This window comes from Streptomyces sp. BE303, assembly GCF_036290945.1.
Taxonomy (GTDB): domain Bacteria; phylum Actinomycetota; class Actinomycetes; order Streptomycetales; family Streptomycetaceae; genus Kitasatospora.
Genome location: NZ_JAQYWZ010000880.1, coordinates 38,372 through 60,788, shown reverse-complemented (window position 1 = coordinate 60,788; position 22,417 = coordinate 38,372). Strand labels below are relative to the sequence as shown.

The 22,417-nt window shown below is 71.5% G+C and carries 18 protein-coding genes and 2 tRNA genes; 5 read left to right on the top strand and 15 right to left on the bottom strand.

What is annotated here, in order from left to right; all coding sequences use genetic code 11:
* Positions 1 to 31 precede the first annotated feature (31 nt).
* From PUR56_RS31560 to folC, 4 genes are all read right to left on the bottom strand, one after another.
* Entirely contained in the window at positions 32 to 1,057 is a 1,026-nt protein-coding gene (locus PUR56_RS31560; protein WP_327683829.1) for a rod shape-determining protein, read from the bottom strand.
* A gap of 311 nt (positions 1,058 to 1,368) precedes the next feature.
* The gene (gene ndk, locus PUR56_RS31555) at positions 1,369 to 1,782 is read right to left on the bottom strand and encodes a nucleoside-diphosphate kinase (RefSeq protein WP_329885131.1); all 414 of its coding nucleotides are present in this window, start codon (positions 1,780 to 1,782) and stop codon (positions 1,369 to 1,371) included.
* Positions 1,783 to 1,897: 115 nt separating this feature from the next.
* Positions 1,898 to 2,248 (bottom strand): DUF4233 domain-containing protein, encoded by a 351-nt coding sequence (locus PUR56_RS31550; RefSeq protein WP_329951474.1) that lies wholly within the window; start codon positions 2,246 to 2,248, stop codon positions 1,898 to 1,900.
* Between the two features lie 2 nt (positions 2,249 to 2,250).
* Positions 2,251 to 3,642 carry a bifunctional tetrahydrofolate synthase/dihydrofolate synthase gene (gene folC, locus PUR56_RS31545; RefSeq protein WP_329951473.1) on the bottom strand — a complete coding sequence of 464 codons (1,392 nt, stop codon included), beginning with the start codon at positions 3,640 to 3,642 and terminating at the stop codon, positions 2,251 to 2,253.
* 174 nt (positions 3,643 to 3,816) lie between these two features.
* Here folC and PUR56_RS31540 point away from each other — a divergent pair, with 174 nt between their 5' ends.
* From PUR56_RS31540 to PUR56_RS31530, 3 genes are all read left to right on the top strand, one after another.
* A complete protein-coding gene (locus PUR56_RS31540; RefSeq protein ID WP_329951472.1) occupies positions 3,817 to 5,250 on the top strand; it encodes a glycosyltransferase family 2 protein in 1,434 nt (477 codons plus the stop codon).
* Between the two features lie 68 nt (positions 5,251 to 5,318).
* Complete coding sequence (wecB, locus tag PUR56_RS31535) at positions 5,319 to 6,479, top strand: non-hydrolyzing UDP-N-acetylglucosamine 2-epimerase (protein ID WP_329951471.1); 1,161 nt, start codon at positions 5,319 to 5,321, stop codon at positions 6,477 to 6,479.
* 160 nt (positions 6,480 to 6,639) lie between these two features.
* Positions 6,640 to 8,172, top strand: coding sequence for a chitinase (locus tag PUR56_RS31530; RefSeq protein WP_329885126.1), 1,533 nt, complete (start codon positions 6,640 to 6,642; stop codon positions 8,170 to 8,172).
* A 31-nt stretch (positions 8,173 to 8,203) separates the two neighbouring features.
* Here PUR56_RS31530 and PUR56_RS31525 read toward each other — a convergent pair whose 3' ends face one another.
* From PUR56_RS31525 to PUR56_RS31490, 8 genes are all read right to left on the bottom strand, one after another.
* Positions 8,204 to 8,725 carry a hypothetical protein gene (locus PUR56_RS31525; protein WP_329951470.1) on the bottom strand — a complete coding sequence of 174 codons (522 nt, stop codon included), beginning with the start codon at positions 8,723 to 8,725 and terminating at the stop codon, positions 8,204 to 8,206.
* Between the two features lie 262 nt (positions 8,726 to 8,987).
* Positions 8,988 to 11,627, bottom strand: coding sequence for a valine--tRNA ligase (locus tag PUR56_RS31520; protein ID WP_329951469.1), 2,640 nt, complete (start codon positions 11,625 to 11,627; stop codon positions 8,988 to 8,990).
* A gap of 149 nt (positions 11,628 to 11,776) precedes the next feature.
* Positions 11,777 to 13,066 carry an ATP-dependent Clp protease ATP-binding subunit ClpX gene (gene clpX / locus PUR56_RS31515; protein ID WP_329885123.1) on the bottom strand — a complete coding sequence of 430 codons (1,290 nt, stop codon included), beginning with the start codon at positions 13,064 to 13,066 and terminating at the stop codon, positions 11,777 to 11,779.
* Between the two features lie 296 nt (positions 13,067 to 13,362).
* Complete coding sequence (locus PUR56_RS31510) at positions 13,363 to 14,025, bottom strand: ATP-dependent Clp protease proteolytic subunit (RefSeq protein ID WP_329885122.1); 663 nt, start codon at positions 14,023 to 14,025, stop codon at positions 13,363 to 13,365.
* 50 nt (positions 14,026 to 14,075) lie between these two features.
* The gene (locus PUR56_RS31505) at positions 14,076 to 14,693 is read right to left on the bottom strand and encodes an ATP-dependent Clp protease proteolytic subunit (protein WP_380360698.1); all 618 of its coding nucleotides are present in this window, start codon (positions 14,691 to 14,693) and stop codon (positions 14,076 to 14,078) included.
* Between the two features lie 310 nt (positions 14,694 to 15,003).
* Positions 15,004 to 16,401, bottom strand: a complete 1,398-nt coding sequence (tig, locus tag PUR56_RS31500) for a trigger factor (RefSeq protein ID WP_329885121.1) — start codon at positions 16,399 to 16,401, stop codon at positions 15,004 to 15,006.
* A 256-nt stretch (positions 16,402 to 16,657) separates the two neighbouring features.
* Positions 16,658 to 18,145: an MDR family MFS transporter gene (locus PUR56_RS31495; protein ID WP_329951468.1), complete on the bottom strand. Its 1,488-nt coding sequence runs from the start codon at positions 18,143 to 18,145 to the stop codon at positions 16,658 to 16,660.
* 99 nt (positions 18,146 to 18,244) lie between these two features.
* Positions 18,245 to 18,318: transfer RNA gene (locus PUR56_RS31490), tRNA-Pro, on the bottom strand.
* Between the two features lie 144 nt (positions 18,319 to 18,462).
* Here PUR56_RS31490 and PUR56_RS31485 point away from each other — a divergent pair.
* Positions 18,463 to 18,533: transfer RNA gene (locus PUR56_RS31485), tRNA-Gly, on the top strand.
* Positions 18,534 to 18,632: 99 nt separating this feature from the next.
* Here PUR56_RS31485 and PUR56_RS31480 read toward each other — a convergent pair.
* On the bottom strand, positions 18,633 to 19,184 hold the full coding sequence (locus tag PUR56_RS31480; protein ID WP_329951467.1) for a DUF6197 family protein: 552 nt from the start codon (positions 19,182 to 19,184) through the stop codon (positions 18,633 to 18,635).
* Positions 19,185 to 19,402: 218 nt separating this feature from the next.
* Here PUR56_RS31480 and PUR56_RS31475 point away from each other — a divergent pair, with 218 nt between their 5' ends.
* A complete protein-coding gene (locus PUR56_RS31475; protein WP_329951466.1) occupies positions 19,403 to 20,212 on the top strand; it encodes a DUF6348 family protein in 810 nt (269 codons plus the stop codon).
* Between the two features lie 105 nt (positions 20,213 to 20,317).
* On the opposite strand, the gene PUR56_RS31470 is transcribed toward PUR56_RS31475, so the two are convergent.
* Together PUR56_RS31470 and PUR56_RS31465 are read right to left on the bottom strand one after the other, a co-directional pair.
* On the bottom strand, positions 20,318 to 20,512 hold the full coding sequence (locus PUR56_RS31470; protein ID WP_329885117.1) for a hypothetical protein: 195 nt from the start codon (positions 20,510 to 20,512) through the stop codon (positions 20,318 to 20,320).
* Positions 20,513 to 21,027: 515 nt separating this feature from the next.
* Positions 21,028 to 22,257 carry a PP2C family protein-serine/threonine phosphatase gene (locus tag PUR56_RS31465; protein WP_329885116.1) on the bottom strand — a complete coding sequence of 410 codons (1,230 nt, stop codon included), beginning with the start codon at positions 22,255 to 22,257 and terminating at the stop codon, positions 21,028 to 21,030.
* Positions 22,258 to 22,417: the final 160 nt, after the last annotated feature.

The following is a 22,417-nucleotide window of genomic DNA, read 5'->3' as shown; positions in this document are numbered from 1 at the left end:
GGACCCGCTCAGTTCGGACGTTTCGGTTCTGTTAGCGGCGCGGTGCGGCGTCGAGCACCTGCTGGAGTGCCTCGAACTCCTCGACGCACTTGCCGGATCCGAGCGCGACGGAGTCCAGCGGGTTCTCGGCGATGTGGATCGGCATGCCGGTCTCCCGGCGCAGCCGCTCGTCCAGGCCGCGGAGCAGGGCGCCGCCGCCGGTGAGCACGATGCCCCGGTCCATGACGTCGCCGGCCAGCTCGGGCGGGCACTGGTCGAGGGTGGTCTTCACCGCGTCGATGATCGAGTTGACCGGCTCGTCGATGGCCTCGCGGACCTCGGCGGCGGAGATGACGACGGTCTTGGGCAGGCCGCTGACCAGGTCGCGGCCGCGGATCTCGGCGTGCTCGTCCTTCTCGCCCTCCAGGCCGAAGGCGGAGCCGATGCTCATCTTGATCTGCTCGGCGCTGCGCTCGCCCAGGAGCAGCGAGTACTCCTTCTTGATGTGCTGGACGATGGCGTTGTCCAGCTCGTCGCCGGCCACCCGGATGGACTGCGCGGTGACGATGCCGCCGAGCGAGATGACGGCGACCTCGGTCGTGCCGCCGCCGATGTCGACGACCATGTTGCCGGTGGGCTCGTGGACCGGGAGACCGGCGCCGATCGCGGCGGCCATCGGTTCCTCGATGATGTGCACCTGGCGGCAGCCGGCCTGCAGGGAGGCCTCGATGACGGCGCGGCGCTCGACCCCGGTGATGCCGGAGGGCACGCACACGACGACGCGGGGGCGGGCGAGGAAGCGGCGGCGGTGGATCTTGAGGATGAAGTAGCGGAGCATCCGCTCGGTGATCTCGAAGTCGGCGATCACGCCGTCCTTGAGCGGGCGGATGGCCACGATGTTGCCCGGGGTGCGTCCGATCATCTTCTTGGCCTCGGAACCGACGGCCAGGATTCCCCCGGTGTTGGTGTTGACCGCTACCACCGACGGCTCGTTGAGGACGATCCCCTTGCCCCTGACGTACACCAGCGTGTTGGCAGTTCCGAGGTCGATCGCCAAGTCGCGGCCGATGAACGACAGGTTGCTCGCCATGGGGTGTGGGTGCCTTCCCGGGCTCGGTGTCATGGAGGTGGACGGAATGCGCGCGCCCACGCTTGGGCGGAGACCAGCTGAGCTGCCTTACCGGGCCCTTGAGTCGCGTCCATCGTAGTCACGCCGGCCGGCACGGACGTCGACGTGGGGCGTACCGTCCATTGTCCGGAGCGTGATCGCTTCTCCGGGCATTGGGACGCCGTGTCGGCCCCCCTGGTTCCCTATTTCCCGATAAGAATGCCCCGGCCGGGCCAATGGTCCCGACCGGGGCACCCGAAGGTCCCTGGCGCCCGTCCGGATCAGGCGTGGGCCGGGAAGAAGATCTTGATCTCGCGCTCCGCGGACTCGGACGAGTCGGAGGCGTGGATCAGGTTCTCGCGGGTGATGGTCGCGTAGTCGCCCCGGATGGTGCCGGCCCCGGCCTCCAGCGGGTTGGTGGCGCCGGCCAGCATGCGGATGCCGGCGACGACCTCCTCGCCCTCGACGATCAGGGCGAGGGACGGGCCGGAGGTCATGAACTCCAGGAGCGGCTCGTAGAACGGGCGGCCGACGTGCTCCGCGTAGTGCTGCTCCAGCGTCGCCCGGTCGAACGTGCGCAGCTCGACGGCGGCGAGGCGCCAGCCGGCCTTGCGCTCGATGCGGCTGATGATCTCGCCGGTCAGGCCTCGCTTGACGGCGTCGGGCTTGAGCAGGACGAGAGTGCGCTGGGACACGGTGCGTCTCCTGGGGAAATCGGTACGGATCGCACGCCGTTCGACGTGCGGAGTGCGACTACCGCAGAGGTTACCTTGCGTGAGCGAATGCCCGGCCGCCCGTCGGAGGTCCGGTCTAGGCCGCCGGCGCCGGTTCGGCGGCGGCGGTCCGGGCGGCCTTGATCTCGTCGATCTTCCGGCCGTAGTGCACCGAGCACCACCAGAGGCCGGCGAAGACGAGGCCGAGGCCGAACATGGTCGGCAGGACGAAGCCGCTCGCGATGAGCCCGACCTGGAGCGCCCAGCCGACGGCGACCGCGCCGGGCCTGTTGATCATGCCGCAGAGCAGCACGCAGAGGGCCATCGCGATGCCGCTGACGGTCCAGACGGTGCCCGCGGGGACGTCCGAGAGCTGCATCGCCACCAGACCGGCGAACATGATCAGCAGTGCCTCGCCGATCAGCGTCGAGGAACAGAGCGTCCTCATCGTCACTTCCTCCCGAGCAGCAGGCGGGCCTCGCCCACCGTGATGACCGAACCGGTGACCAGCACCCCGGCGCCGCCGAGGTCGCCCTCCTCCTCGGCGAGGGTGACGGCGGCGGCGATGGCGTCGTCGAGCCGGGGCTCGACCTGGACGCGGTCCTCGCCGAAGATGTCGACCGCGAGCGCGGCCAGCGCGTCCACGTCCATCGCGCGGTGGGTGGAGTTCCGGGTGATGACGACCTCGGCCAGGAGCGGCTCGAAGACCTCCAGCAGACCGGCCACGTCCTTGTCGCCGCTGGTGCCGATCACGCCGACCAGCCGGGTGAATCCGAAGGACTCGCCGATCGCGGTGACCGCCGCCTGGGCGCCGTGCGGGTTGTGCGCGGCGTCCAGGAGGATCGTCGGGCTGCGGCGGACGATCTCCAGGCGGCCCGGCGAGTCGACGCCGGAGAACGCCTGCCGCACCTTGTCCACGTCCAGCTTCCCGCCGCGGGCACCGCCGACGCCGAAGAAGGCCTCGACCGTCGCCAGGGCCAGCGCCGCGTTCTGCGCCTGGTGGCCGCCGTGCAGCGGGAGGAAGACGTCCTCGTACTCCTCGCCGCCGAGGCCGCGCAGGGTGACGAGCTGGCCGCCGACCGCGACCTCACGGCGGATCACGCCGAACTCCATGCCCTCGCGGGCCACCGTGGCGTCGACCTCGACGGCGCGCCGCAGGATGGTCTCGGCGGCGTCGAGCTGCTGGTGGGCGACGATCGCGATGGCGTCGGGCTTGATGATCCCGGACTTCTCCACCGCGATCTCGCCGGTGGTCCCGCCCAGCTTGTCGGTGTGGTCCAGGCCGATCGGGGTGATCACCGCGACGGCGGCGTCGATGACGTTGGTGGCGTCCCAGGAGCCGCCCATGCCGACCTCGACGATGCCGACGTCCACCGGTGCGTCGGCGAAGGCGGCGTAGGCCATGCCGGTCAGCACCTCGAAGAAGGACATCGCGACCGGCTGGCGCTCGTCGACCATCCGCACGTAGGGCTCGATGTCGCGGTAGACCTCGACGAACCGCTCGGGGGTGATCGGGGCGCCGTCCAGGGTGATCCGCTCGGTGACGCTCTCCACGTGCGGGCTGGTGTAGCGGCCGGTGCGCAGCTCGAAGGCGTTGAGCAGCTGCTCGACCATCCGGGCGGTGGAGGTCTTGCCGTTGGTGCCGGTGATGTGGATGGAGGGGAAGGACCGCTGGGGCTGGCCCAGGATGTCCATCAGCGCCTCGATCCGGTCGAGCGATGGCTCCAGCTTGTTCTCCGGCCAGCGCTCGGAGAGTTCCACCTCGACGTCGTGCAGGGCGTCGCCGGCGGCGCCGTCGGCGGGACGGAGGGTGTACGGGTTCGGGTCGGCCTTGTCGCTCACGTCCACAGTCTACGGAGCTGCGCCGGGCGCTCCCGACGGGGTGAGAACGACCACTTTGCCCCGGGTTGGCCGTTTCCCGCGTTTACTATCGATTTAGCGACATCAGGCCGCAATGGAGCAGCGATTCGCGCGTCAAGGAGACATATCGCCTTTGATCACGAGGAGCACAGCGCCTTGCCCGACACCCTGCGCAGTTTTGTCGAGCTCCGCCGGGACAGCATCGTCTGGATCGCCGGACTGATCTCGCTGGCCCTGCTGGTCTACATGGCCCTCGTCTTCGGGCGCTTCCTCCTCTACTGGGCCGGCTCCCGGCACGCCTTCCGGCACAACTCCGCCGCCGAGCCCGGCGACCCCTCCGCCTTCCAGTGGCACCTGATGGTCCCGTGCCGCGACGAGGAGGCCGTGATCGCCCAGACCCTCGCCGGCCTGCGGGCCGTCGCCCCGGCCGCCCACCTCTGGGTGATCGACGACGACAGCGAGGACGCCACCCGCGAGCTGGTGCTGGCCGCCGCCGCGCACGACGACCGGATCCACCTCGTCCAGCGCCGCCGCCCGCACGCCCGGATCGGCAAGGGCGCCGCCCTCAACGCCGCCTACCGGGAGATCTCCGACCGCCTGCCGGCCGGCACCGACCGCTCCCGGGTCGTGCTCGGCGTGGTCGACGCCGACGGGCAGCTCGACCACGGCACCCTCGAACAGGTCTGCAACGACCGCGCACTCGGCCGCCCCGACACCGGCGCCGTGCAGATCGGCGTCCGGATGCGCAACGCCGACGACGAGCTGCCGCTGCCCGGCCGCGGCCGGCTCGCCAACGCGTTCGCCCGCGCCCTGGTCCGGATGCAGGACGTCGAGTTCCAGGCCAACAACGCCGGTATGCAGATGCTGCGCCGCCGCACCGGAAGCGTCGGCCTCGGCGGCAACGGCCAGTTCGTCCGGCTCACCGCCCTCGACACGCTGACCGCCGAGGAGGGCCGCGCGGGCCGGCCGTGGCCGGAGCGCGCCCTGCTGGAGGACTACGAGTCCGGCCTGGACCTGCGGCTGGCCGGCTGGCGGCTCACCCACGTCACCGAGGCCGCCGTCTCCCAGGAGGCCCTGGTCTCCTACCGGCGCTTCCTCACCCAGCGCACCCGCTGGGCCCAGGGCAACATGCAGTGCCTGCGCTACACCGGCCGGGTCCTGCGCTCCCCGCACTACCGGCCCGCCGGCAAGGCCGAGGTGCTCTACACCTTCCTCCAGCCCGTGGTCTGCGTGCTGCTGGTCGTGCTCACCCCGGTGTCGATCGCGATCACCACGGCGGGCCTCGTGCTCTTCCCCGAGGAGACCGCCGAGTTCCAGCTCCGCTTCGGCCCCTGGATGGTGCTCGCCTTCGTACTGGCCACCCTGCCGATGCTCTTCTGGGGCTTCGCCTACCGCCGGCTCGTCCACCCCGACCGCAGCCGGCTCACCGGTCTGCTCTGGGGCGTCCTGGTCTGGCTCTACGCCTACCACCTGTTCGCGGTCGCGGCCCGGGCCGCCGTCCGGGTGCTGCTCGGCCGCAACGGCTGGGCCAAGACCAGGCGCAACGCCGAGAAGGTCGCGCTCGGCGCGCCCACCGCCCTCGAATCCTGACCCCGGCCGCCGACCCGACCGCTCGCCCGGCCCGACCGCCCGCCCGGCCCGACCCCGGAGTTCCCGTCATGTCCTCGTGCCTCCCGCCGAATCCCGCCGCCCGCCCGCTCGCCCCCGGCAGCGTCGCCGTCGTCCTCGGCACCCGCCCCGAGCTGGTCAAGCTCGCCCCGCTGATCCACGAGCTCGGGCCGGCGACCCGGCTGGTCCACACCGGCCAGCACTGGGACGAGGCGATGTCCGGCCGCTTCCTGCGCGACCTCGGCCTGCCCCGCCCCGAACTGCTCACCGGGGTCGGCGGCCGTCCGCGCGCCGGGCAGATCGCCCAGTCCCTCGGCCAGCTCGACGCCGCCTTCGCCGAGGACCGTCCGGCCGCCGTCGTCGTCCAGGGCGACACCAACGCCACCCTGGCCGGCGCGCTCGCCGCCAACGCCCGGGAGATCCCGCTGGTCCACGTCGAGGCCGGGCTGCGCAGCTTCGACCGGGCGATGCCCGAGGAGCACAACCGGGTGATGGTCGACCACGTCTCCGACCTGCTCTGCGCCGCCACCACCGACAACGCCGCCAACCTGCGCGCCGAGTCACTGGCCGAGGAGCGAATCGCCCTCACCGGCAACACCGTCGTCGAGGTGGTCCGCCGTCAGCTGCCCGACGCCGGGACCCGGGCCGCGCTGCTCGCCAGGCACGGGGTCGAGGAGGACGGGTACGTGCTGGCCACCGTGCACCGGCCGGAGAACACCGACACCGCCGGGGCGCTCGGCGCCGTCCTCGGGGAGCTGGACCGGATCGCCCGGGCCGGGACCCCGGTGCTGTTCCCGATGCACCCGCGCACCCGCGCCGCCGTCGAGCGGTTCGGGCTGGACGCCCTGCTGGAGCGACTGGCCGTCACCGGACCGGTCGGCTACGGCGACTTCCTGGGGCTGGCCCGGCACGCCGCGCTGCTGGTCTCCGACTCCGGCGGGGTGCAGGAGGAGTGCACCGTGCTCGGCCGCCCGCTGCTGGTCGTCCGCCGCTCCACCGAACGGCCGGAGGCGGTCGACGCCGGCTTCGCCGCGCTGGTGCGGCCGGACGAGGAGCTCGGCGACGCGGCCCGCGCCTGGCTGGCCGACACCCCCGAGCGGCTCGCCCGGCTGGCGGCCACTCCCAGCCCCTACGGCGACGGACTCGCCTCGGCCCGGATCGCCGGGCTGACCGCGCGGCTGGCATCGCCGCAGGTCGCGGCCGCCGCCTGACCGTCCTCTTGACAGGCGGATTGGTCTACTCCACCTTGTGAGGCAAGTCTCCTTCCCCGACAGGGACTTGAGTTGTCGGTAGCTCCCACACGCGCACCATCGACACCCGGACGGCTCTCCCCCACAGGAGCCGACGGCCTCCCCCACAGGAGATGGAGTCATGCCACTTGCCCGACACCGGCGCCCACGCGCCGTGTATTCCCTGCTCGCCGGCGCCAGCGCGATCGCGGTGGGCCTGAGCGGACTGGTCCTCGCTGGCGGCACCGGTGCGCACGCCGCCGCCGACGCCGCCGAACTGATCACCAACGGCGGCTTCGAGGACGCCAACCACCTCGGTGGCTGGACCTGTTCCTCCGGCGCGACGGAGACCGCCACCGTGCACTCCGGCTCGGCCGCACTGCGCTCCACCCCGGGCAACAGCGCCACCGGCGAGTGCAGCCAGACCGTCACCGTGAAGCCCTCCTCGACGTACACCCTGAGCAGCTGGGTCCAGGGCTCGTACATCTACCTGGGCGCCCGCGGCACCGGCGGCACCGACCCGAGCACCTGGACCCCCGGCGGCACCGGCTGGTCCAAGCTCAGCACCACCTTCACCACCGGGGCCGGCACCACCAGCGTCACCGTCTACCTGCACGGCTGGTACGGGCAGCCGGCGTTCCTGGCCGACGACGTCTCACTGCTCGGCCCCGGCGACCCCAAGCCCACTCCCACCCCCACCACCGCGAGCCCGACCCCGACGCCGACCGACTCGCCGACACCGACCGAGACGCCGACGCCCACCGTCACACCCACCCGGCCCGGGCCCAAGCACCTGCTGACCGGCTACTGGCAGAACTTCGACAACAACGCCACCGTGCAGCGGATCAGTGACGTCCCGGCCGCGTACGACATCATCGCGGTCTCCTTCGCCGACGCCACCAGCACGCCCGGCGGGCTCAGCTTCACCCTGGACCCGGTCCTCTCCTCCAGGCTCGGGGGCTACACCGAGGCCCAGTTCAAGGCCGACATCGCGGCCAAGAAGGCGGCCGGCAAGAAGGTGATCCTCTCGGTCGGCGGCGAGAAGGGCACGGTCTCGGTCAACAGCGCCGCGTCCGCGACCAACTTCTCCAACACCGCCTGGTCGCTGATGCAGACCTACGGCTTCGACGGCGTCGACATCGACCTGGAGAACGGCGTCAGCGCCACCTACATGGGCCAGGCCCTGCACAGCCTGGCGGCGAAGGCCGGCAAGGGCTTCGTGCTCACCATGGCGCCGCAGACCATCGACATGCAGTCGACCGGGATGGAGTACTTCAAGCTGGCGCTGAACGTGAAGGACATCCTCACCATCGTCAACATGCAGTACTACAACTCCGGCGCCATGCTCGGCTGCGACGGCCAGGTCTACTCGCAGGGGAGCGTCAACTTCCTCACCGCACTGGCCTGCATCCAGCTCAAGGGCGGGCTGCGGCCCGACCAGGTGGGGCTCGGCGTCCCCGCGTCCACCAGCGCGGCCGGCGGCGGGTACGTCAGCCCGAGCGTGGTCAACAACGCGCTGGACTGCCTGGCCGCCGGCACCGGCTGCGGCACCTTCAAGCCCGACACCAAGTGGCCCGGGATCGGCGGGGCCATGACCTGGTCGACCAACTGGGACGCCAAGGCGGGCGGCGGAATCGCCTCCACCGTCGGCTCGCACCTGCACGCGATGCCGTAACCTGCCCCGTCCGGCGGGCCCGGGCCGGGGTTCAGCCCCCGGCCCGGGCCTCCGGGATCTCGGCGCCGCCGTGCCGGCGCCGCAGCTCGGCGGTGATCTCGGCCAGCTCGCCCTCCGGCAGCAGCGGCAGCATCATCGCGACGCCCTGGAGCAGGCCGCCGAGCAGGAACGTGGTGTCCGGGGTCGCCGCGACCAGGCCGCGGACCTCGGCCACCTCACCGGCCGCGACCGCCTCGATCAGCCGGGCCGCGTCCACGCTCTCCTCGTCGACCTCCACCGCGCCGGTGTCCCGCGGCGCCCGCCGGGCCATCGCGCGCAGCACCCGGTCACCGACCTCGGGCGCGTAGGCCTTGCGGACGGCCTCGGCGGCGATCCAGGCGAGCAGGGTGGTCACCTCGCGCTCGGCCTGCTGCTCGAACAGCCGGTCCAGCGCGTGGTCGAACGCGAGCTGGTTCCCGTGCCGGAACGCGAGGAGCAGCACCGCCGCCCTCGCCTTGGCCTCCTCGACCACCTCGGCAGGCAGTTCGTCGACCAACTCCTCGGTCACCACCACGCCACACCCTCCCGTCGCTCCTCGGCTCTGCGGAACTCGAAGCACACCGTACACATCCCACCTGCCAACTTCCGCGAACGCGCGCGGGCAAGAGCGGAATGAATTCGGGCGGAAAGGGACCTCACCCGGTCCAGGATGAATATTCGCCGGAAGGGAGCAAGGGGATTGGGCTATTGGGACGCACGATTACCCGACGTCCGGAAAAACGGAGGAGCCGCACCCCGCGTCGGCGGGGCACGGCTCCTCGGGATCCGCGTCCGGATCAGCCCTGCGGCAGCGCCGCGAGCTGGGCGGTGATCCGGGCGATGTCGGCCCCGGCGGCCTCCTGCCGGACCCGGATCTTGGCGACGACGTCGTCCGGCGCCTTGGCGAGGAACGCCTCGTTGCCGAGCTTGGCGCCCGTCTGGGCCTTCTCCTTCTCGGCGGCCGCGAGGTCCTTGGCGAGGCGCTTGCGCTCCGCCGCGACGTCGATGGTGCCGGACAGGTCGAGCGCCACGGTGGCGCCGGCGACCGGGAGCGAGGCGGTGGCCGCGAAGCCCTCCTCCGGGACGGTCAGCCGCAGCAGCGCCCGGATCGCGTCCTCGTGGACGGCGAGCACGGTGCCCTCCAGGTCCAGCCGGGCCGGGACCCGCTGCGCCGGCTGGAGGCCCTGGTCCGAACGGAAGCGACGGACCTCGGTGACCACCTGCTGGAGCGTGGCGACCTCGGCCTCGGCCCCGGCGTCACGGAAACCGGCGTCCTTCGGCCACTCGGTGACGACCAGCGACTCGGCCCCGGTGAGCGTCGTCCAGAGCGCCTCGGTGACGAACGGGACGATCGGGTGGAGCAGCCGCAGCGTGACGTCCAGGACCTCGCCGAGCACCCGGCGCGAGGCGTCGGCCTGCGCGCCGCCCTTGGCCAGGGTGGTCTTCGAGAGCTCGACGTACCAGTCGAAGACCTCGTCCCAGGCGAAGTGGTAGAGCGCGTCCGAGGCCTTCGCGAACTCGTAGTCGTCGTAGAGCGCGTCGACCTCGGCCACGGTCGCGTTGAGCCGCGAGAGGATCCAGCGGTCGACCGAGGTCAGCTCCTCCGGCGCGGGCAGCGGGCCCTCGACGGTGGCGCCGTTCATCAGCGCGAAGCGGGTCGCGTTCCAGATCTTGTTGCAGAAGTTCCGCGAGCCCTTGACCCAGTCCTCGCCGATCGGCACGTCGGCGCCCGGGTTGGCGCCGCGCGCGAGGGTGAAGCGGACGGCATCGGCGCCGTAGGCGTCCATCCAGTCCAGCGGGTCGACGGCGGTGCCGGAGGACTTCGACATCTTCTTGCCGAACTCGTCACGGACCAGGCCGGTCAGGGCGACCGTCTTGAACGGCGCCTGGCCGTCCATCGCGTACAGGCCGAACATCATCATCCGGGCGACCCAGAAGAAGATGATGTCGTGGCCGGTGACCAGGACGTCGGTGGAGTAGAACTTCTCCAGGTCCGGGGTCTGCTCCGGCCAGCCGAGCGTCGAGAACGGCCAGAGACCGGAGGAGAACCAGGTGTCCAGGACGTCCGGGTCCTGGTGCCAGCCCTCGCCGGTCGGCGGCTCCTCGTCCGGTCCGACGCAGACGACCTCGCCGTCCGGGCCGTACCAGACCGGGATCCGGTGGCCCCACCAGAGCTGGCGCGAGATGCACCAGTCGTACATGTTGTCGACCCAGTCGAAGTAGCGGCGCTCCAGCTCCTTCGGGTGGATCTCCACCTTGCCGTCACGGACCGCGTCGCCGGCGGCCTGGGCCAGCGGGGCGACCTTGACCCACCACTGCAGCGACAGCCGCGGCTCGACCACGGTGTGGCAGCGCGAGCAGTGGCCGACGGCGTGCATGTACGGGCGCTTCTCGGCGACGATCCGGCCCTGCTCGCGCAGCGCGCCGACGACCGCCGAGCGGGCCTCCAGACGGTCCAGACCGAGGAAGGGGCCGTGCACGGTGATCGCGCCGCGCTCGTCCATGATGCTCAGGTTCGGCAGGTCGTGGCGCTGGCCGATGGCGAAGTCGTTCGGGTCGTGCGCCGGGGTCACCTTGACCGCACCGGTGCCGAACTCCGGGTCGACGTGCTCGTCGGCGACGACCGGGATCTCCCGGTCGGTGAGCGGCAGCTTGATGGTGCGGCCCACCAGGTGCCTGTACCGCTCGTCCTCCGGGTGGACCGCGACGGCGGTGTCACCCAGCATCGTCTCGGCCCGCGTGGTGGCGACGACGATCGAGTCCGCGCCGTCCCCGTAGCGGATCGAGACCAGCTCGCCGGGGACCTCCTCGTGCTCGACCTCGATGTCGGAGAGCGCGGTGAGACAGCGCGGGCACCAGTTGATGATGCGCTCGGCGCGGTAGATCAGGCCGTCGTCGAACAGCCGCTTGAAGATGGTCTGGACGGCCTGCGACAGACCCTCGTCCATGGTGAACCGCTCGCGCGACCAGTCCACGCCGTCACCGAGACGGCGCATCTGGCCGAGGATCCGGCCGCCGTAGTTCTCCTTCCACTCCCAGACCTTCTCGACGAAGGCCTCGCGGCCCAGGTCGTGCCGGGAGAGGCCGGACTCGGCGAGCTGCTGCTCCACCTTGTTCTGGGTGGCGATGCCGGCGTGGTCCATGCCGGGCAGCCAGAGGACCTCGAAACCCTGCATGCGCTTGCGCCGGGTCAGCGTGTCCATCAGCGTGTGCTGGAACGCGTGGCCCAGGTGCAGCGCACCGGTGACGTTCGGCGGGGGGATGACGATCGTGTACGGGGGCTTGTCGCTCTTGGCGTCGGCGGTGAAGTAACCGCGCTCTACCCAGCGCTCGTACAGCTCGCCCTCTACGTCCGCCGGAGCGTAGGTCGTCGGGAGGGTGGCTGCTTCGTCCCCGGCGGGCGTACTCGCGGGGCGCTGGTTCGTGGTGTCGGTCACGACGGACAGTTTACGTAGTCCGGGAACCGGGTTACGAACCGCTTTCCCCCGGGGGCGCCGGGACGGGCCCCCGGAGCGGCCCGGACCGCACGGCGGGGGCCCCGGAACCGTGAACGGTTCCGGGCCCCCGGCCGACGACGTGCGGCAGGTCAGGCGCTCTTGTCGCGCCGCTCCCGCTTGATCATGTCGCGCGGCACCAGGGTGGGGATGGCGTGCTTGGAGACGACGTCCCCGGTCACCACCACGCGGGCGACGTCCTGACGCGAGGGGACCTCGTACATCACGGACATCAGCACCTCCTCCATGATGGCCCGCAGACCGCGCGCGCCGGTGCCGCGCAGGATCGCCTGGTCGGCGATCGCCTCCAGCGCGTCCCGGGAGAACTCCAGCTCCACGCCGTCCAGTTCGAAGAGCTTCCGGTACTGCTTGACCAGCGCGTTCTTCGGCTCGGTGAGGATCTGCAGGAGCGCCTCGCGGTCCAGGTTGTGCACGCTGGTGATCACCGGGAGGCGGCCGATGAACTCGGGGATCATGCCGAACTTGACCAGGTCCTCCGGCATCACCTGACGGAAGTGGTCGCTCGAGTCCACCTCGCGCTTGGAGCGGATGGTGGCGCCGAAGCCGATGCCCTTGGCACCCGCCCGGCCCTCGATGATCCGCTCCAGGCCGGCGAACGCGCCACCCACGATGAACAGCACGTTGGTGGTGTCGATCTGGATGAACTCCTGGTGCGGGTGCTTGCGGCCCCCCTGCGGCGGCACCGAGGCGGTGGTGCCCTCCAGGATCTTCAGCAGCGCCTGCTGCACGCCCTCGCCGGAGACGTCACGGGTGATCGACGGGTTCTCGCTCTTTCGGGCGACCTTGTCGATCTCGTCGATGTAGATGATCCCGGTCTCGGCCTTCTTGACGTCGTAGTCCGCCGCCTGGATCAGCTTCAGCAGGATGTTCTCGACGTCCTCGCCGACGTACCCGGCCTCGGTCAGCGCGGTGGCGTCGGCGATCGCGAACGGCACGTTCAGCATCCGGGCCAGGGTCTGCGCCAGCAGCGTCTTGCCGGAGCCGGTCGGCCCGAGCAGCAGGATGTTGGACTTGGCCAGCTCGATGGCGTCCTCGCGGCCGTTGCCGCCGCTGCGGCCGGCCTCACCCGCCTGGACCCGCTTGTAGTGGTTGTAGACGGCCACCGACAGCGCCTTCTTGGCGAGGTCCTGGCCGACCACGTACTGGTCCAGGAACTCGTAGATCTCGCGTGGCTTCGGCAGTTCCTCGAAGCGCACCTCGGAGGTCTCGGCGAGCTCCTCCTCGATGATCTCGTTGCACAAGTCGATGCACTCGTCGCAGATGTACACGCCTGGGCCGGCGATCAGCTTCTTCACCTGCTTCTGCGACTTGCCGCAGAACGAGCACTTGAGCAGGTCGCCACCGTCTCCGATGCGTGCCACGAGGTGCTTCCCCTTCGCCAGGGGCCCCGCGGGGGTTCCGGGGCCTGGTGCTGTGGACCGTCGACGCCGACGGCGAATCGGTCTCGCTATCCGACGGTACTCTGCCGAGCCGCTGATTCCGTCCTCTTCGCCGGGTCTGCCCTACGCCCTGGGCGAATTGATACCGAACAGATGCCGTTGCGGGAGCCGCCGGTGTGCCGGGGCGGGGCGCGCGGACCTGCCGCACGCCCCGCCCAGGAGCTCCGTCCTCGCGGTCCCGCCCGCCCGGTGCCGGGTGAGCGGGACCCTTGCCGGCCTCAGGAGGTCAGCGAGGCCTTGCGGGTGGAGATGACCAGGTCGATCAGACCGTACTCGACGGCCTCCTCGGCGGTCAGGATCTTGTCGCGCTCGATGTCGTCGCGGACCTGCTCCACCGACTTGTTGGAGTGCTTCGACAGCATCTCCTCCAGCTGCTCGCGCATCCGGAAGATCTCCCGGGCCTGGATCTCCAGGTCGGACACCTGGCCGCGGCCGGTCTCCGTGTACGGCTGGTGGATCAGGATGCGGGCGTTCGGGAGCGCCATGCGCTTGCCGGGGGTGCCGGCCGCCAGCAGCACGGCCGCCGCCGAGGCCGCCTGGCCCATGCAGACGGTGGTGATGTCCGGCTTGACGTACTGCATGGTGTCGTAGATGGCCGTCAGGGCCGTGAACGAGCCGCCGGGCGAGTTGATGTACATCTGGATCTCGCGGTCCGGGTCCATCGACTCCAGGCAGAGCAGCTGCGCCATGATGTCGTTGGCCGACACGTCGTCCACCTGCGAGCCGAGGAAGATGATGCGCTCCTCGAACAGCTTGGCGTACGGGTCGTACTCGCGGATGCCCTGCGAGGTGCGCTCGACGAACCGCGGGACGATGTAGCGACCCTCGGCTCGCATGTCCTCGACGCGCGCCTTGGCACTGGAGAGGCTGGGGATGTTCATGGGGGTTCTTGTCCTCCGGAGCGTTGTGGCTGTGGTCTCGTGGGCCAGGCTCAGGCGCCCGTGCCGCCGCCGCCGGGGACGTCCGCGGCGCTGTGCATGATCGCGTCGATCAGCCCGTACTCCAGGGCCTCCTCCGGGGTGAACCAGCGGTCACGGTCGGAGTCCGAGGTGATCTGCTCGAAGGACTGGCCGCTGTGGAAGGCGATCAGCTCGGACATCCGCTTCTTGGTGCGGAGCAGCTGCTCGGCCTGGATGCGGATGTCGGTGGCCGAACCGCCGAGGCCGGCGGAGGGCTGGTGCATCAGGATGTTGGCGTTGGGCAGCGAGAAGCGCTTGCCCTTGGCACCCGCGGTCAGCAGGAACTGGCCCATCGAGGCGGCCATGCCCATCGCGATGGTGACGACGTCGTTCTTGATGTACTGCATGGTGTCGTAGATCGCCATGCCGGCCGAGATCGAGCCGCCCGGGGAGTTGATGTAGAGGAAGATGTCCTTGTCCGGGTCCGCGGCCAGCAGCAGGAGCTGGGCGGTGATCTTGTTGGCGATGTCGTCGTCGACCTGCTGGCCGAGGAAGATGATCCGCTCGTTGAGCAGCCGGTTGTAGACCTGGTCGCCGAGGCCGCCCAGCACGTCACCAGAGGCGGCGTGCGGCGCCATCGGGCCGGGCATCTGCATCTGCGGGTACGTCACTTAGCCACCTGCTCAGTCGATTTGGACGGTCGCTCCGCGACCGTCACGGTGTCGCACAGCTTCCGGGTATCACGTCGTGATTGTTGCTGTCCATGGACCCTAACGCGCAGGCCGGGCCACTGAATCCCTCACGCAGAACTGTTCGCTGTGAGCGCAGGGTTCACGCCCGACGGGCCCGGCGGCACCGGGAACGCGGCACGGAACGCCGCGGGCGCGGCCGGGAACACAGCGGGCCCGGACGCCGTACGGCGTCCGGGCCCGCTGTCGCGCCTCAGGGCGACCGGGGAGGTCAGGCCTCGGTCTTCTCCTCGGCCTCGGCCTCGGCGGCCGGGGCCTCGACGGTCTGAGCCGACTCGTCGGTCTCGTCGTCGTCGAAGTTGATCTCGTTGCCCTCGGTGTCGACGACCTTGGCGGCCTCGACCACCGTGGCCAGCGCCTTGCCGCGGGCGACCTCGCCGACCAGCAGCGGCACCTGGCCACCCTGGACGACCTGCTGCGCGAACTGGTCCGGGGTCAGGCCCGAACCGGCGGCACGGCGGATGAGGTGCTCGGTCAGCTCCTCCTGGGAGACGTTGAGCTCCTCGTCGGCGACGATCTGGTCCAGGACGAACTGGGTCTTGATGCCCTTCTTCGCCTGCTCCTCCAGCTCACCGAGGTACTCCTCCTCCGACTTGCCCTGGGTCTCCAGGTAGGTCTTGAGGTCGAGGCCCATCGGCTCCAGCTGGTGGTGCTCCAGGTTGTGCTTGCGGGTCTCGATCTCGTCCTTGAGGAGCTTCTCCGGGAACTCGATCTCGACCAGGCCGAGCAGCGCGTCCAGCACCTTCTCCTGGGCCTGGGTGGCCTGGTCGTACTCCTTCATGCGCTCCAGGCGCTTGCGGGAGTCGCCACGCAGGTCCTCCAGGGTGTCGAACTCGCTGGCCAGCTGGGCGAACTCGTCGTCCAGCTCCGGCAGCTCCTTCTCCTGGACGGCGGTGACGGTGACGGTGACCTCGGAGGTCTTGCCCGCCTGGGTGCCACCCTTGAGCTCGGTGGAGAAGGTGGCGGTGCCACCGGCCTCCAGGCCGATGACGGCCTCGTCGATGCCGTCGATCAGACGGCCCGAGCCGATCTCGTAGCTCACGCCGGCGGCGGTGCCGTCATCGGGCACCTCGCCGTCGACCTTGGCCTCCAGGTCGACGACCACGGTGTCGCCGTCGGCCGCGGCGCGCTCGACGTCCTTGACCGAGGAGAAGCGCTCGCGCAGCTGCTCCAGGGACTTGTCGATGTCCTCGTCGGTGACCGCGATCGGGTCGACGGTGACCTCGATGGTCGAGAAGTCCGGAAGGGTGATCTCCGGGCGGATGTCCACCTCTGCGGTGAACTTCAGGTCACCGCCGTCGGCGATCTTCTCGACACCCTCGATGTTGGTGATGTCGGGCTGGCCGAGGACCTCGATCTTGCCCTCGTCGACGGCCTGCGTGTAGAAGCGCGGCAGGGCGTCGTTGACGGCCTCCTCCAGCACGGCACCACGGCCGAAGCGCTGGTCGATGACACGGTTCGGGATCTTGCCCTTGCGGAAGCCCGGGACCGAGACCTGCTGGTTGATCTTCTTGTACGCCGCGTCGAGGCTGGGCTTGAGCTCCTCGAAGGGCACCTCGACGGTGAGTCGAACCCGGGTCGGGTTCAGAGTCTCGACGGCGCTCTTCACGGTTGGGTCTCCTATGGGCTTGCGGTCAGGTTGTCTCCGCCCTCCCCGGCCACCGGCCTGGGGCCGGTAAGCGGACGGATCGGGCGAGACGGGCGATGGGCGGTTGGAGCTGCATCTCCCGTGGGGGGTGGACGGTGAGCGTGACTCCTCGCCCTCATGCGGTTGACCTGGGTGGACGCCGCAGGGACTACCGCCAGCGCCCCATCCTACCGGTACCACGAAAGGCGGACGCCAGGGCGACGCCGCCGGGGGCCGCTCAGGCCCTGCCGACGGGCTCCGGGGCGGGTTCCCGGGCGGGACCCGCACCCTCCCGGCCGGGGGCCGGACGCATGGTCGCCGCAGCGTCGGAGTCCCGCACCAGCAAGGCGATCAGGGCTGCCAGCAGGGCCAGCCCGGCGGCGGTGAGGAAGGCCGCGCGGTAGGCGACGAGGTTCGCCACGGGCGTACCCGAGGCGTTCACGGCGAACGGTCCGACGGCGGTGAGGACGGTGCCGAGGACGGCGACACCGAGCGCCGATCCCAGCTGCCGCTGGGCGTTGTAGAGGGTGGAGGCGGCGCCGGTGTCGGCCGGGGCGACGGTGGAGAACGCGGCGGTCTGCGAGGGCATGAAGACGTGCGCCATCGCGAAACCGGTGACGAAGAGCAGCACGCGGACGGCCCAGAGGTTGCTCTCCGGCCCGATCGCGGCCATCAGGGCGAGGCAGCCGGACACCACGGCGGCGCCCGCGACGAGGAGCCGGCGCGGGCCGAACCGCGGGTAGAGCCGGCCCGCCACCTGGGAGGCGAGCATCACACCGAGCGCTTCCGGGAACACCATCAGACCGCTGTGCAGGGCGTCCATGCCGAGCGCGTCCTGCATGAGCAGCGGGAAGAGGTAGAGCATGCCGAGGAAGGCCGCGCCGGAGAAGAGCGAGAGCAGGTTGGTGGTGCGGAAGATCCGGTCCCGGAAGAGCCGCAGGTCGAGCATCGGCTCGGGGCGGCGCAGCTCGACCACGACCAGGGCGACGAGCGCGAACAGCCCGCCGAGCGCCGAGACGAGGATCCGTGCGCTCCCCCAGCCCTCCGACGCGCCCTCGGAGAGCGCGTACATCGTGGCGCCGAAGCCGACGGCGGAGAGCAGGAAACCGGCCGCGTCGAACCGGCCGACCCGCTCGGCGCGGTAGTCGGGCAGGAAGAGCACGCCGAAGACGAGGGCGGCGAGGCCGACCGGCACGTTGACGATGAAGACCCAGTGCCAGGACCAGCCGTCCACCAGCCAGCCGCCGAGCACCGGCCCGGCGGCGGGGGCGACGGCGGTCGGCAGCATCAGCACCCGGGTGGCGCGCATGCGCTCCTCCTGGGGGAAGGCCCGGAAGAGCATGGTCATCCCGACCGGGGTGAGCAGGCCGCCGGCCGCGCCCTGGAGGACCCGGTACAGGGTGAGCGAGGTCATCGAGCCGGCCGCACCGCAGAGCAGCGAGGCGACGGTGAACAGGGCCAGCGAGAGGAGGAAGACCCGGCGGGTGCCGTACCGGTCGCCGAGCCAGCCGGAGAGCGGGACGAAGACGGCCAGGCTGACCAGGTAGCCGACGTTGATCACGCCGACTCCGGCCGGATCGGTGCCGAACTCGCGGCCGATCGCGGGCAGGGCCACGTTGACGATCGTGGTGTCCATGATCGACATGAACAGCGCGGCGACGAAGACGACGCCGACCGCGATCTTGGGATTCATCCGCGCCGGGTTCGTCCGTGTCGGGCTGCGCATCGAGGGCTCCTGGATAAATGAAAAATCAACCACCCACGATGCCGGACGGGACCCGGAAACGACAACAGGGCCTCGTCGACGACGAGACCCTGCGCACTGTCGGGGTGACCGGATTCGAACCGACGGCCTTCCGCTCCCAAAGCGGACGCGCTACCAAACTGCGCCACACCCCGTGGTGCCGAGAGGAAGCGTACACGCCGTGCCCTGCCGGTTCGGCGAGATATTCCGAGCCCCCGAAACGAATGTGGTGTGCACGCAGCCGACCGAACCAGGTACGCTGTTCCCGACCTTCCGTCCGGCAACGGCCGGGGGATCGCGCGGGCGTAGCTCAATGGTAGAGCCCTAGTCTTCCAAACTAGTCACGCGAGTTCGATTCTCGTCGCCCGCTCAGAAGTCCGGCCCCGGAGTGATGCCCCGCATCGCTCCGGGGCCGTTCGCGTACCCCGGCGGGCCCCGCGCGCGGGCCCTCCCCCCTCCCGACCGCGGGTCAGAGGCCCAGCCGGGCCGCCCGGGCGGCGGCCCGGTCGAGCAGCCGGTGGACGTCGGACTGCCGGGTGGCGGGCCGGTCGTTGTACTCGTCCGGGGAGTTCACCGGACGACCGGTGGCGTGCAGGACCTCCATCAACTGGACCCGGGCGGTGCGGACCGTCGCCGGGGTGCCGAAGCCGTGGGCCAGGACGGCGGCCTGCGCGCCGAGCAGGCAGACCCGGCCGTCCGCGTCCCACATCGCGCCCTGGAGCCAGCCGTGGGCGGCGATGTACCGGGAGGCCAGGCCGAGGTGCTCGGCGGCGGTCACCGGCGCGGGGCGGGGCGGGCGGCGGAGCGCCCGGTCCAGCAGGGTGGCCCGGGGCACCCGGTGCCCCGCGTACCAGGGGCGGAGCGCGGAGCCGAGCGGGCAGACGTACGGGACCGGCGTGCGCGCGGGGGCGGGCAGCGTGGCCAGGTACGCCTCGATCTCGGCGACCAGGCCGGAGCCGCCCGGGGTCGGCCGGTCCGGGGCGAACAGGACAGGAGGCGGCGTCAGTTCGGTGCGGGGCATGCGGGTTCTCCCGGCGGGGCCGATGGTTTCCGCTACCCAAAATGGTGCATAGGGGGCATTTCTGCGACCGGAGCGCGCCTCGTGGGGGCTCGGCCCCGGGCCGGCGGCGGCCGCGGTGCGGTTTCCCGGGGAGCCTCCGGGCCGATAGCCTCGGCGGCGTTCGAAAGCAGTTCGACGGAGGTTCGCGACGTTCGGAGCCCGAGAGTGGAGGAGTCCCCGTGCGCCCTCAGGACCGACTGGCCGTCATACAGCGATCCGTGGTCCGGGAGATGGGGCGCCTCGGGCAGCAGTTCGCCGTCGACGGCGAGGTGGTGCGCGGCCCGGGGACGACCGCGGTCGCCGTCCGCGAGCACCCGGGCGGCGAGGGCGCCGGCCATGTCGACCTCGGCTACGTGCTGGAACTCGGCCGGGCCGACGCGCCGGTGGTCTGGGACTGCACGGCAGGTCTCGGCAAGACCGAGGAGGAGAAGCTCGACAGCGCGGTGCGGATGTGGGCGACCACGACCGCCTCGGCCCTGGTCGAGCTGCGGGAGGGCGGCGGCAGGCACGGCGACCACGCCGACCATCCCGAGCTGCCCGGCTGGCACGCCGTCCAGGGACCGGCGGCGGTGTTCGGGTTCGGCAACGAGCGGCTGGCCGGCTGGCTGGCCGAGCACCGGGTCCTGCCGGCGCTGGCGCCCGCCCTGCTGCCCGCGCTGGGCGGACCGGACGGGCGGGGCGGACGGAGGCCGCACGGGGTCAAGCTGTTCCTGGGCGGCAAGGCGGGGGACGACGTCGCCGAGGTCCGGGTCGACGGAGAGGTCTCCGAGGCGGCATCGGCGGCGCTGCGCGCGCTGGACTGGCCGCGCGGCGAACGGCTGTGCTGGGCGCGACTGTTCGCGGTGCTGACGGCCCAGGGCACGGCGGTGCCGACGGCCGCGCCGGCCGGCGCCGGCGAGGTCGCGGCGGCCCGGCCGGCGGCCGTGGCGGCGGCGCGCCCGCAGGGCCTGTTCGCCCGATGGCGGCAGGCGAGACGCGCCGGCCGCTGACGGACGGCCGCTCCTCGGCCCACCGGCTCGCGTCCGGGCCCGGACGCGGCCAGGGGCATGCGTCGGACCGGCCGCGTCGGATCGGCCTGCGTCGGCCGACCCGGGTCAGCTGGCGATGTTGGAGATGGACTTGGCGACCTGCGCCAGGAAGTCCTGGATCGGCTTGGCGGCCGTGCTCTGGTTGAGCATGAACCCGAACAGCGCGGCCAGGATGAAGTGCCCAGTCTTCAGCTGCTTGTTGCGGATGAAGATGAAGCAGACGATGCCGAACAGGACCAGAGCGGAGACGGAGAGTGCCACCCGGACTCACTTCCTCGATTCGTATCGGGGTGCCACCGGCTGACAGCCCCTGCGAAGCCGGACCCCGGCCTGTCCGACGGTCCCGAGGCGGAACGGCAGATCGCCCGGCACGTCGAGGCCGGAGGAGGAGCCCGGTACGGCCGCACGGTGCCCGTCGTGCCGCATGTGACGCCCCCCATCCCCCGAATCCTGAACAGTCCCGCCCGGACTCAGTGTGGTCGACCGTGCCGATTGCGTAAAGGTCTGACTGTCAGCCGAACGCCGATATCCTGCGATGCGAGACGAGTTTCCGCCGACCGAGACGATAGTCGAGACGTTCTGACGAATCATCGGCGGGGCACCGCTGAGCGGCCGGGAAACGTCCGGGGGGCCGGACCGGAACCCGCTGGTCCGCTCTGCCGCCGGGGCACCGGAATTGGCCGAAGATCAGCTCCCAGGCTTGACAGCAGCTGCCGTTGGCATGTGCCTCCGCGCGACGGCGCCCGCGACCTCGCCCGGGGCCGGACGACGGGCCGTCAGTCGCGCCAGAGCAGCAGCACCGCACGGTCGTCGTTGATGTCCCGGGCGACCGTCTCGATCAGCCGGGCGGCCGCTCCGCCGCCCGTGCCCGGACCGCTGCCCGGCACCAGCCGGTCCGCCTCGCCCATCAGCCGGTCCATGCCCTCGGAGAGGTCCCGACCGGGCGCCTCGACCATGCCGTCGGTGCAGAGCATCAGGACGTCGCCGCGGTTCAGCCGCCCGCGCACGCCCTCGAACTTCGCGCCGTCGTAGATGCCGAGCGCCGGGCCGTCCGCGGCCTCCTTGAGGTCCCAGCGGCCGGCGCCGGCCAGCCGCTGCATCCCCGGCAGGTGTCCGGCCGAGAGCAGCTCGTACTCCCCGGTGTCCAGGTCCAGCACCAGGTGGACGGCGGTGGCGAAGCCCTCCTCCCAGGACTGCCGGAGCAGGTAGCCGTTGGCGGCGGGCAGGAAGTCGTGCGCGGGCAGGGAGCCGAGCAGCCCGCCGAAGGCGCCGGAGAGCAGCAGCGCCCGGGAGCCGGCGTCCATGCCCTTGCCGGAGACGTCCGCGAGGACGACCTCCAGGACCCGCCGGCCCGGGCCGGTCCGGTCGGCGACCACGAAGTCGCCCGAGAAGGACTGCCCGCCGGCCGGGCGCAGCGCCATGTCGGCGTGCCAGCCGTCCGGCAGCCGGGGCACCCGGCTCTGCACCCGAAGCCGCTCGCGCAGGTCGAAGAGCATGGTCGAGCCGCCCCACCAGGGCACGCCGACCCGGCTGCGGAACTGGGCCAGCAGCAGACCGCCGACCCCGGCCGCGCCGACCACCAGGGCGGCGCCGGGGGTGACCCCGTAGGTGTAGGCCTCGGGGTTGTCACTGGCCACCCGCTGCCCGGTGTGGATCACCGACTCGGCGGAGAGGCCCAGGGCGGCCAGCGCGTAGAGCACCACCAGGGAGCCGGGGCGCAGCAGCAGGGCGGCGGCCAGGATCGGCAGCACCAGGGCGGTGGGCGGGGCCCAGGCGGGCCACCAGATGTTGAGCAGGATCAGCAGCGGCACCAGCAGGGCGAGCGCGCAGAGCACCGGCCAGTCGGCGGCGCCGCCGCGGAAGTAGTCGACCCCGGCTGTGCGCAGCCTTCGGCGGACCCGGCGGAGCCTCTTGCGCAACCGGGCCGTCACGGGGTCGGACGCCGTGGCGGCGCCGGGCCTCGTCGCAGTCGTCTGGGGCGGTGAGCCCGGCGGTCTGCCAGCCATGGGGACCGACCATATCCAGCGGTCGCGGTCGGCGTCGACGGCCAGGACACGGGCGGCTTCGCCGTGGCGCGGGCCCGTCAGCGGGTTTCGGCCGATTGCGGCGGGCGGCGACCGGTGCGTCAGGAGGCGTGCGCCGGTTGGGCGTACGAACCGCCCGCGC